The 10,579-nt window shown below is 69.3% G+C and carries 9 protein-coding genes and 1 pseudogene; 6 read left to right on the top strand and 4 right to left on the bottom strand.

Annotated elements, in window-relative coordinates:
• The first annotated feature begins 128 nt into the window (after positions 1-128).
• The gene (locus H6X67_RS04505) at positions 129-1,697 is read left to right on the top strand and encodes a glycoside hydrolase family 43 protein (RefSeq protein ID WP_249367788.1); all 1,569 of its coding nucleotides are present in this window, start codon (positions 129-131) and stop codon (positions 1,695-1,697) included.
• Between the two features lie 102 nt (positions 1,698-1,799).
• The gene (locus H6X67_RS04500; protein ID WP_249367789.1) at positions 1,800-2,228 is read left to right on the top strand and encodes a DUF2218 domain-containing protein; all 429 of its coding nucleotides are present in this window, start codon (positions 1,800-1,802) and stop codon (positions 2,226-2,228) included.
• 45 nt (positions 2,229-2,273) lie between these two features.
• Here the strand turns inward: H6X67_RS04500 and H6X67_RS04495 are convergent, their stop codons facing one another.
• The 4 genes and pseudogenes from H6X67_RS04495 to H6X67_RS04480 form a co-directional block, all read right to left on the bottom strand.
• Complete coding sequence (locus H6X67_RS04495) at positions 2,274-3,749, bottom strand: MFS transporter (RefSeq protein ID WP_249367790.1); 1,476 nt, start codon at positions 3,747-3,749, stop codon at positions 2,274-2,276.
• A 153-nt stretch (positions 3,750-3,902) separates the two neighbouring features.
• Entirely contained in the window at positions 3,903-4,397 is a 495-nt protein-coding gene (locus tag H6X67_RS04490; protein ID WP_166858358.1) for a CarD family transcriptional regulator, read from the bottom strand.
• A gap of 283 nt (positions 4,398-4,680) precedes the next feature.
• Positions 4,681-4,878: a hypothetical protein gene (locus H6X67_RS04485; RefSeq protein ID WP_249367791.1), complete on the bottom strand. Its 198-nt coding sequence runs from the start codon at positions 4,876-4,878 to the stop codon at positions 4,681-4,683.
• A 122-nt stretch (positions 4,879-5,000) separates the two neighbouring features.
• Positions 5,001-6,212, bottom strand: a pseudogene (locus tag H6X67_RS04480) (IS110 family RNA-guided transposase).
• A gap of 1,504 nt (positions 6,213-7,716) precedes the next feature.
• Between H6X67_RS04480 and H6X67_RS04475 the strand changes: the two are divergent.
• From H6X67_RS04475 to H6X67_RS04465, 4 genes are all read left to right on the top strand, one after another.
• A complete protein-coding gene (locus tag H6X67_RS04475) occupies positions 7,717-8,226 on the top strand; it encodes a hypothetical protein (protein WP_249367793.1) in 510 nt (169 codons plus the stop codon).
• Between the two features lie 37 nt (positions 8,227-8,263).
• A complete protein-coding gene (locus H6X67_RS04470; protein WP_249367794.1) occupies positions 8,264-8,887 on the top strand; it encodes a MauE/DoxX family redox-associated membrane protein in 624 nt (207 codons plus the stop codon).
• Positions 8,888-9,016: 129 nt separating this feature from the next.
• Positions 9,017-9,445, top strand: coding sequence for a PadR family transcriptional regulator (locus H6X67_RS11995; protein WP_349305310.1), 429 nt, complete (start codon positions 9,017-9,019; stop codon positions 9,443-9,445).
• 281 nt (positions 9,446-9,726) lie between these two features.
• On the top strand, positions 9,727-10,560 hold the full coding sequence (locus tag H6X67_RS04465) for a hypothetical protein (protein ID WP_249367795.1): 834 nt from the start codon (positions 9,727-9,729) through the stop codon (positions 10,558-10,560).
• Positions 10,561-10,579 lie beyond the last annotated feature (19 nt).

The following is a 10,579-nucleotide window of genomic DNA, read 5'->3' as shown; positions in this document are numbered from 1 at the left end:
GCGAGTTCGAGGGTTGTGTCATGAGTTCGTACCCACAGGTGTCGAACTCGCAGCACAACCCTCGAACTCGCATCCGGCTCGACGCCGCAGGTCCTTCACGAGCCCACCCACCTCAAGGACAATGAACCATGCGCAACACCCTGCCCATCCTGCCCGGCTACTACCCCGACCCCTCGATCTGCCGGGTCGGGGACACCTTCTGGCTCGTGAGCTCGAGCTTCGAGTCCTTCCCGGCGCTGCCGGTCCACCGCTCCACGGACCTCATCCACTGGGAGCAGGTCGGGCACGTCTACGAGCGGCCCTCCACCCTGCCGCTGCCTCTGGGCGACGCGCCCTCCATGGGCACCTTCGCGCCCTGCATCCGCTACCACGACGGCGTCTTCCACGTCGTCGTCACCAACATGGGCGCCCAGCCCCTCGGCCAGGTCATCGTCTCGACCACGGACCCGGCCGCCGGCTGGGGCGAGCCGGTCATGGTCCCGGACACCCCGGGCATCGACCCGGACCTCTTCTGGGACGAGGAGGGCACCTGCCACCTCACCTGGCGGGACCTCGGCATGAGGGACGGCCAGTTCGCCGGGGCGATCAGCCACGTGACCATCGACCCGTCCACCGGCGAGCGCACCGGTGAGCAGAGCGCGCTGTGGGGCGGCTCCGGCGGCCGTGACGCCGAGGGGCCGCACCTGTACCGCCGTCGGGGCTGGTGGTACCTCCTGCTGGCCGAGGGCGGCACGGGCCTGGGGCACATGGTGACGATGGCGCGCGCCCGCAGCCTCGAGGGCCCCTGGGAGGAGTGCCCCACGAACCCCGTGCTCACGCACCGCTCCACCGACCACCCGGTCCAGGCGACCGGGCACGCCGACCTCGTCCCGCTCGACGGCGAGGGCGACGGCGACTGGGACGGCGAGCGCTTCGCCATGGTCCACCTGGGCATCCGTCAGCGCGACCCCTTCCCCGGGGTGCACGTCAACGGCCGTGAGACCTTCCTCCAGGGCGTCGACTGGTCCGGCGACTGGCCGGTCGTCGTCGAGGAGACCTACGCCGAGGCGGTCGCCGAGCGCGAGGCCGCGGCCCCGCGCTCCTTCACCGACGCGCTCACGGGCGAGCCGGGGCCGGTGGCCGAGGGCGACGCCCCCTGGTCGCTGGGCGACGCCTGGGTCTCGCCGGGCGGCCTGGCGCGCCCGGGCCTGAGCCGTGACGCGCAGGGGCGCCTGCACCTGACCGCCCCCGAGGACCCGGACGCGTCCCGCCCGCTCATCGGGGTGCGCGCCCGCGACGAGGCCTGGCGCGCCGAGGTCACGCTCACGCCCGGCGAGGGCGGGGCGGGCGAGCTCCTCGTCTACCTCGACCCCGCGCACTGGGCGGCGGTGCGCACCGACGGCACCGCGGTGAGCGCCGTCGTCCGCATCGGCCCGCTGTGCCAGGAGCTCGGGGCGCCGGTGCCCGCGGCGGGCCCGGTGCGCCTGGTCCTCACCTGTGAGCGGCCGGACCCGACGTCCATGTTCAACCGGAAGGTGGACGAGATCGTCCTGGGGCTGCGTGAGGAGGAGGCCGAGGGCGGCGTGCGCGAGATCGCCCGCCTCGACGGGCGCCACCTGTCCACCGAGGTCGCCGGGGGCTTCACGGGCCGCCTCGTGGGCGTGCGCGCCCTCGCGGGCTCGACGCGTGTGGAGGACTTCTCCTACGCCGCCGGGTGACGGGCCCGGCGCAGCCCGTCGCCCGCCGTCGGGATGCGCCGGGTTGCGCCGTCGGCGATGAGGCGCTGGCACCGGACGGGGCTCATAGGTAAGGATGCCCTTATGAGCGCTGCCCCCGTCACCGGCACCTTCGACCGCACCTCCGTCGCCCGCGTCGCCACGGACAGGCCCGCCCGCTACGGCCACCAGCTCGTCAGCCACATGGGCCGCAAGATCGAGGGGGCCTGGGACCGGGAGTCCTCGACCGGCTGGATGTCCTTCACCCGCGAGGGCCCGAGCACCGGCCTCGTCGCCCTGTCCTGCGACGAGGGCGTGCTCGAGCTGCGCCTGTCCACCACCGAGGAGAACCTCGAGCGCCTCGAGCAGGTGACCGGCATCCACCTGGCCCGTTTCGGCCAGCGCGACGGCCTGGCGGTCTCCTGGACCCGTGAGGGCGGTACCGCCGGCACCACGCAGGGCCCGCTCACGACCGAGGACATGGAGCGCATGCGCCGCGAGCGCGAGGCCCGCCAGCGCGGCGACCGGGACTGAGACCGCCCCGGGAGAGCCGGGCGGTCGCGGGCCTGCGCGGGGCGCTCAGAGCTGCTCGTCGCCCAGGCTCGTGATGTGCCCCTTGGGGTCCGAGACCCGCAGCATGAGCAGCAGCCCGATGGCGAGGACGACGACGATGCCGAGCACGCCCCAGTAGGCGGCGCTGCCGCCGACGACCCGGTGGCCGATAGCGATGAAGGCGCCGTACATGGCCGGGGCCATGAAGGACACGGCGCGGCCGGTGGTGGCGTAGAGGCCGAAGATCTCGCCCTCGCGCCCCTCGGGGATGAGACGGGCGAGGAAGGAGCGCGCCGCGGACTGGGCCGGGCCCACGCAGCCGGAGAGCACGAGGCCCAGGACCCAGAAGACGGTGGAGCCGCCGTCGTGCAGGAGGAAGACCCCCAGGCCCGCGAGGACGAGCAGGCCGAGCGCGCCGAGGATGACCTTGCGCGGGCCGAACAGGTCGTCGAGGCGGCCGCTGAGGATCGTGGCGATGCCGGCGACGACGTTCGCCACGATGGCGAAGATGATGACGTCGCCGCTGGAGAAGCCGAAGGTGTTCTGGGCGATGATGCCGCCGTAGGTGAAGACGCCGGCGAGGCCGTCGCGGAAGACGGCGGCGGCGAGCAGGAACCACAGGACCTCGGGGTGGGTGCGGTACAGGCCGACGAGTGTGTGCCACAGGCGCTTGTAGGACACCCACAGGGGCTCGCGGCGCACCCGCACCGGCTCGGTGCTCCGGCCGGGCTCGGACTCCATGCCGGTGGCGGCGCGCTCGGTGCCGCGCCGCTCGGCCTCGGCCAGGGCCATGCGGCGCCGGCGCGCGCCCGCACCGGACTGGGTGATGAGCACGGGGACGGCGCTCAGGCCGAACCAGGCGGCGGCGATGAGCATGCAGACGCGGACGTTGAGGCCGTTCTCGCTCGTGACGCCGAACCAGCCGACCTCCGGGCTGATGAAGCCGACGTAGAGGATGAGCAGCAGGACGATCCCGCCGATGTAGCCCATGCCCCAGCCCAGGCCGGAGACGGCGCCCACGCGGTCCTTGGGGGCCAGGTGGGACAGGATGCCGTTGTAGTTGACGCTCGCGAGCTCGAAGAAGACGTTGCCGACGCCGAGCAGCGTGATGCCGAGCCACAGGTACCCGGGCTCCGGCAGGACGAGGAACAGGGCGGCGCTGACGGCGACGACGACGGCGGTGTAGGCGCCCAGCCAGAAGACGGTGCGGCCGGCGCGGTCCGAGCGCTGGCCGGTGACGGGTGCGAGCAGGGCGATGAAGGCACCGGCGATGGTCAGGCCCAGGGACAGGGCGGCCTCGTTCTCGGCCGGGTCGCCGAAGGAGGAGCTGGTGAGGTAGACGGTGAAGACGAAGGTCGTGATGACCGCGTTGAAGGCCGCCGAGCCCCAGTCCCACAGGCCCCAGGAGATGACGGGCCAGGTGAGCAGGCGGCTGCTGGGGGCGGCGGGGGGATCGACGACGGCGCCGGCGGGCTCGGCGGCGCGCGGGGAGGTGGGGGTCATGGTCGTGAGCCTACGACCCGGTGGCGAACGTCAGGCAACGTCCGCGTGACGACGGCGTCGCACACGGGTGCGGCCCGTCACACCACGGGGGCGGACGGGCCGGTGGGTGCGCGCGCAGCGCCGTCGTCGGCGCGCAGGCGGGCTCAGCCGGGCTCAGGCGGCGGTGCCGGAGGCCAGGACCTCGTCGAGCTTGGTCTCGGCGGCGTCCTCCTCCGTCTTCTCCGCCAGGGCCAGCTCGGAGACGAGGATCTGGCGGGCCTTGGAGAGCATGCGCTTCTCGCCGGCGGACAGGCCGCGGTCCGTGTCCCGGCGGGAGAGGTCGCGCACGACCTCGGCGACCTTGATGACGTCACCGGAGGCGATCTTCTCCTGGTTCGCCTTGAAGCGGCGCGACCAGTTGGTGGGCTCCTCGGTCAGGGGGGCGCGCAGCACGTCGAAGACGCGCTCCAGGCCGGCCTGGTCGACGACGTCGCGCACACCGATGAGCTCGACGCTCTCAGCGGGGACGAGGATCGTCAGGTCGCCCTGGGCGACCTCGAGCTGCAGGTAGGTCTTCTCCTCGCCGCGCACCTTGCGCTGGCGGATGTCGATGATCCTGGCCGCGCCGTGGTGGGGGTAGACGACGGTCTCGCCGACTTCGAAGGTCATGGGTGACGTCACTCCAGTCAGTGTTGAGAGATCTCATTTTAGCAGGATCCTGCGGAAAAGTCGGGAGGACCTACCTCACAGGCCAGACCGTCGCGCGCACGCCAGCCAGCCCACGACCCACACACGGAAACGCCGAGCCCTCAAGGGCCCCCGACGTCAGGCACCGAGTCCGCCTCACGAGCATCTTCACCGGTGCCACCGAGCCCCGGGGTGTCTCATGTCAATGTGCCCGCGAAATATCTTCGGTGCCTTATGTAGGAGTGCCCGCGTAGTCCGGTTGTGCTCAGGAGGCTTTCTTGATGCGGATGCCTTTGTGGACGTCGGGCAGGATGCTGGGGGTCTGGGCGAGGTAGAGTTGGTCGGTCTTGTCCTCGGCCAGGCGGATGAGGACGTCCTGGAGCTCGATGATGCGACGGGTGATGGCGACGGGGTTGAGCTGGTAGCGGTAGGTGATCAGGTCCGTCTTCTGGGTCTTGGTCAAGGCGTCGGTGTCCAGCAGCCGGCCTGGCGGGGTGCGGGGAGCGTCGTAGAGGCACCCCAGCCTGCCGGCCTTGTCAGTGCCCCACCCGACGGGCTTACGGGGGGGTGCCCCTATGTGGTGTGTCAAGTGGCTGCGGGTAGCTCGCGTGCTGGTTGGGGGGGGTCGTAGAGGGTGCCGTTTTTGATCATGGCGTGCAGGGTCAGGATGCGGCGGTGCGCCAGGGCGAGGACGGCCTGGTTGTGGCGTTTGCCTTGGTCTCGTTTGCGCTGGTAGCAGGCCCGTGAGACGGGGTCGCAGCGCAGTGAGGCGAAGGCGGACAGGAACATGGCGCGCTTGAGGCGCTTGTTGCCGGCGTAGGAGACGTGCTCACCGCGGATCGATGAGCCCGATCTGCTGGTCACTGGTGCCAGGCCGGCGTAGGAGGCCAGGTGGGCTCCGGTGGTGAAGGTCTTGCCCAGGGTCTCGGCCAGGAAGACGGCAGCGGCCGGGACCCCGGTCCCGGGCATGGAGGTCAGGACCTGGTAAAGAGGGTGGGCCTGCACCAGGGTCTCGACCTGGGCGGCGATGTCGGCGCGCTGGGTGTGCAGGGCGATGAGCTGCCTGGCCAGGTGGGGCAGCACCACTGCGGCGGCGTCGGTGCCGGCGACGGTGACGCGCTGGCGCTCCAGGGCCGAGATGATCTGGCGGCCCAGGTGGCGTGGCGCCTGCACCCGTGTTTCTTGAGCCTGGCGTCAATCCTTGCCTTGCCCGCTCTCTTCAGGTCGACTGGGGTGGGCCAGGCGGCGATGACCTCCAGGACGGCGTCGTGCTCCAGCCAGGGCCCCAACACGGCCTCCAAAGATAGGTGGATCTGGGTGTACAGTCCCCGGATCCGGTTGGCGGTCTGGTTGACCTGGCGGGCCAGGTCCAGGTCGAAACCGGTCAGCATCGACAAGGCGGCCGCGTCCTCGTCCGAGGCGCTGATGGCGCTGAGGGTGTGAGGCATGGTCCTGGCGGCCTGGGCGATGACGGCCGCGTCCTTGGCGTCGGTCTTGGCGCTGCCCGGCGTCAGGTCGGCGATGCGTCTCATGGACAGTCCGGGCAGGTAGCCCACGGTGACGCCCATGTCCTGGACCACCGCCACCGCCAGGGCCCCGATGGTGGCGGGCTGGTCGACCACAACCAGCACCTGCCCCTTGGCCTGCAGGCGCTGGTAGACCTCACGCAGCCGGCCCTCGTCATTGGGCAGCGCCCTGTCGAGGACCTTGCGCCCGTCCCGGCCCAAGGCCGTGGCCCAGTGCTCGCTCTTGCCGACGCCCGGTGCCGATGAAGACCTCGATGTCCTCGATATCCATCCCTTGTGCCGCCTCTCGGTCAAGTCGATGCGGGGCCAGCCGGTGGACGACTGGCCCCGCACCCACGTGTGCGTTAGACCTCACACACAGCGGGGCGTTCCCCTTATCAGCGCTCCCCAGCGCCCGGCTGCCGCGGGTGACAACCCCCCCCCGGATCATTGAGTAGACAGGGGCAAGACAACATGCCCGCAGCAGCTGGCCCAGCCCCGGACCACCCAGGACCACCAACAAGGTAACGGGCAGGAAGTTGAGCTTGACGTTGACCTGCTCCCAAAGGCGGCCCAGGACCTCGCGCTCCTCGCTGGTGTCATAGCGGTAGTAGAAGGCGTAGCGGCGCACCAGGTGGTTGTTCCACAGGCTCGATGGTGGCCTGGTCGTTCTTCGGGTAGGGGCGCGAACGGGCGGGAGTAGATGTCCAGGTCCGCCGCCCACTTGACCACCCCGTGGTTGATGAGCTCCGAGCCGCCTACGAAGTCCATGCCCAGGACGGGTAACGGCAGGCAGCCCACAGCAGCGTCCAGGGCGGAGATGATGTGCTTGTCGGCGTTGTTGCGGATCGAGCGGGTGAAGGTCCACCCTGTGAGAACATCGGTCATGTTCACGCCCCCGGGCGAACTCTCCCTTGAGGGTCGGCCCGCAGTGGGCGACGGCGACAGGCCTCGAAGAACCCGGGCTCGGCCTCGTCGCCGGCCTTGCGGACCTTGATGGAGCTGCGCGGCAGTGGGCCAGCCTTGGTCGTCGACCTGCCCCGCAGCTGGTCGGTGGACCGTGCCGGGGCGAGGTAGCGGTCGATGGCCGGGCGCGCTCATAGCCACCCGGCTCGCTTCTGACAGCCGGGCTGTAGCACGGCTCGTCGTCGAGCTCACCACTCACCTCCAGCGGGCCTGGCAGCATCGGCATGGACTCCTTGAGGTACTTGCCGCACTGTCCGCCGATGGCGGCCCACACCAGCTGAAGTACCTTCAAGGCGTCGTATGAGTACCTGCGGGCCCTAGCCCTGGGCTCCGGTTTCCTGTGACCGGGTGTGCGCCTGGCCGCGGCCACCAGGCGCCGGCGCGCGTTGTCCCGGCTCCAGCCCGTGACCACGCAGACCTCGTCAAGGATCCGCCCCTTGTCCTTCTTTGAGGCCTTCGCGTACGCCCCTGCGTACCTGCTGTGATCTCGGCCCTGACCTGCACCGACAACCCACTTCCCATGCCCACCACGGTCCACGGACTTCGCGGGCAGCTCTACGTGAGGCACCGAGCCCCCTTCGCGGGCATTCCTGATGAGTCTCGTCGAGCCCTTGTTGCCCTCTCAACCAACCGCTACACTCGTGAGGCGCGTCACACCATGTTGTTGTCCTCGAGGAGGAACCATGAAGCGCCGTCAAGCACTACTCACTGGAATCTGGACATCGATGGCAGGAGCGCTGTTCGCCCTGGTACCCGAAGCGCGAGCATTGACGGGTTCACCCGGTCCGACATCACCAAACTGGTGGGACGCGCCAGTACCAGCCGACAGCATGAGGGACACCACACACGAGTTGACCCTCGACGAGGCGAGCAACATCGTCGGTATGCCTGTCTCCGTCTTCATGTCCGCTACGGGACAACTTCCTGACGGACGGATCGTGAGACGTACCGCCGCACAAGATGACAGCGGGCACTATGCCCTCGCAGTAGATCTGTTCTCCGCCGATGGAGCACAGAAACTGGACACTCGTCTGCTTCGGTGGGAGGACAGCGCAGACGGGCAATACCTAGAGCTCGTCGCAGCCGAGGCCACCAGCGAGGTGCCCGGAGACGCCACCCACTTCAGCACCGATTCTTACACCTCCACGACTAGCTCACCGTGTCCGATTGGCACCATCCCGAAAGGTACCTGCGTGAAGGTAAGCAAGGACTTCCTCACGTGTTGCGCCGCCTGCATATGGGCCGGGCCGACAGCCATCCTCTGCGGGCTCACTTGGTGCCCTATTTGCCTCGCCGCCCACTGCGAGAAGACCGGCGTCATCTGCGTCAACTACGTCTGAGCTCGACACCCAGATCATCACGAGGAAGTGAGATCCTATGGACACTCTCGCACTCATCCTCGCCGGCGCCCGTCTCCTGGCGGGGCTGCTCCTCTTCGTCAGCGCCACCGGCAAGTTGCGCCAGGACTACCGCCAAGGCGTGAGCGACATCCTCGGCTACCGGATCCTCGGCGCCAGGACGGCGGAGGCCACGGCCTTCGCTCTGCCCGTCGTCGAGATGACGCTGAGCATGTGCCTGATCCTGGGCATGTTCGCACCCCTGATCTCCGTCCTCACCTCGGTACTCTTCGTTCTGCTGACGGCTGCGGCCGCCAGCGTCCTGGCGCGGGGGATCGCCACGGACTGCGGATGCTGGGGCAGCATCGCCCGTCGACGTGTCGGCCCTGCAGTCGTCATTCGCAACGTCGTCCTTGCCGCCCTGCTCGCAGTCGACGGGCTCGTCGTCGTGCCCCAGCGCCTCGTCCTTGCCGGGCCGGTCAGCTCGGTCTACCTCGGGCTCGCGGTCGTGGTGGCCCTCCTAGTGCTCCAGCGCTGGTTCCAGTACCGCGGTAGCCAGCCTCAGCCCATCGCCCACGCAGCGCCGCAGCCCCTGCCACCCGCGTCCTCACAACAACCATCTGCTGAGCCCTGCGCTTGTAGCCCGGGCCGCACACCATCTTGAGCATGCGCGACACCCCGGGGTCAGGCTCGATCTTCGGGCTGCCCCACTACCGCAAGTAGCAGTGAGCGAACACGCTCATGGCGACTCAGTCGCACCCCTTTCTAGATAAGTTCTATACTTAGATTCATAGTGGATGTAGATGAGTCGAGTCGCGCTGATCACGCCCCTGTGCTTCCGGGGACGTGGGTGCGGGCACTGTTGCCGACCGCGGTGCTGGCGTGCGTGGATGGTCGCCCGCTGCACGGATACGCGATCGCTCAGGCGCTGGGAGCGCTGGGACTCGGTGTGCCGAAGGGAGGGTCGCTCTATCCAGCGCTGGCCCGGTTGGAGGAGGACGGTGCGCTCAACGCCGTGTGGGTGCCGGGACCATCAGGGCCGGCGCGTCGTGAGTACACACTGACCACTCACGGGCGGCAGCGGCTCGAACGGGAACGGGCATTGCTTGCGATGTTCACGAATCGCCTGGGCACATCTGCTCACCGGCACAGCGACGCCACTCAGATCAGCACGGTCGTCGCGCACGGCACCACACAGGAAGGGGGAAGCGATATCCGTTGAGAGTGTGGATGCTTCGAGGAAGGATCGTCCTGCGGGGCCAGAACTGGCTCGGGTGCACGAGGTGTTCTTCTAGGCGCGCGGCCGCGAGTCCGACGTGGACTGGGCGGAATCGGCATGCGTCCGGCTGGTGATGGACGAGGTGCGTCGATGTCGTCGAGCAGGCGCTCGTCGACGCAGTCGCCACGGTCCGTGACGCGCAGGTTGATCCCGGGGAAGCATATGGAGCGCCGCAGCAGTGGGCTCGTGAACGGCTCACCGAGCTCCGCGAGGCGGGGCCGGACGTGTTCGACGATGCGCTGATGCTCGATGCGCGGGAGAGCGTCGTGTCGGCGCCCGGGGTCGCGGCAGGTGTCAGTCTGCTCCTGTTCGGCAGCCAACTGCTCTCGCTCCTGCCGTTCGCGGACCGTGTCACCGATCTCACTGTGGGGATGGCTCTCATGCCACTGCTGGTGGGCGCGATGATCATGGCCCTCATCACGGTCTACAAGCGCGCGAACGCACGGTACTCGTTCGGATTCACCGTAGCTGTCTCTGGGCTGACGGTCGTCGTCGGAAGCGTGGCGATCGCGGGACTGATCGTGCCGCTCGGGCAGGTTGGCCCACGTGTCAGCGGGTTCTGGTCCCTGGTCCTCGTGCCGGTGTACGGCGTCGCCGCGTGGGCGGTAGCACGGTCGTGGCGTCCACACCATGCTCATCCGCCCGTGTTGACCGCCGAGTCGATCCTGAAGAGCGCGACGCTGGACGACGACGCCTGGCGTGATCGCGCACGCTCCGCACTGCGGCGATGTGGAGATCTGACCGAGGACCGGATCGAGGCGGTGCTGCGGGAGGCTGCCTCACACGCCCACGACACCGGGCTCGGAGTTGCGCGGGAGCTCGGGCCACCAGAAGGCTACGTCCAAGCACTGCCGACAGACCTGCGCACAGTTCCTCGCCGCTTGACGATCCTGTACTGCCTATTGTCCGCGACCTGGGTAGGCCTCAGCCTCACGCGCGCGGTCAGCACCGGCGACTGGTTCGCGTGGACAGTCCTCGTGTACGCGGCGCTGACGGCCCTCTGCGCCGGTACAGCGATCCGGTACACCCGCCGCTGGTACAGAGCCACTCGCCCGTGACCGGCCCCACACGCTGAGC

Source organism: Actinomyces sp. AC-20-1, assembly GCF_023369555.1.
Lineage (GTDB): Bacteria > Actinomycetota > Actinomycetes > Actinomycetales > Actinomycetaceae > Actinomyces.
This window is presented reverse-complemented; position numbering and strand designations above follow the sequence as displayed.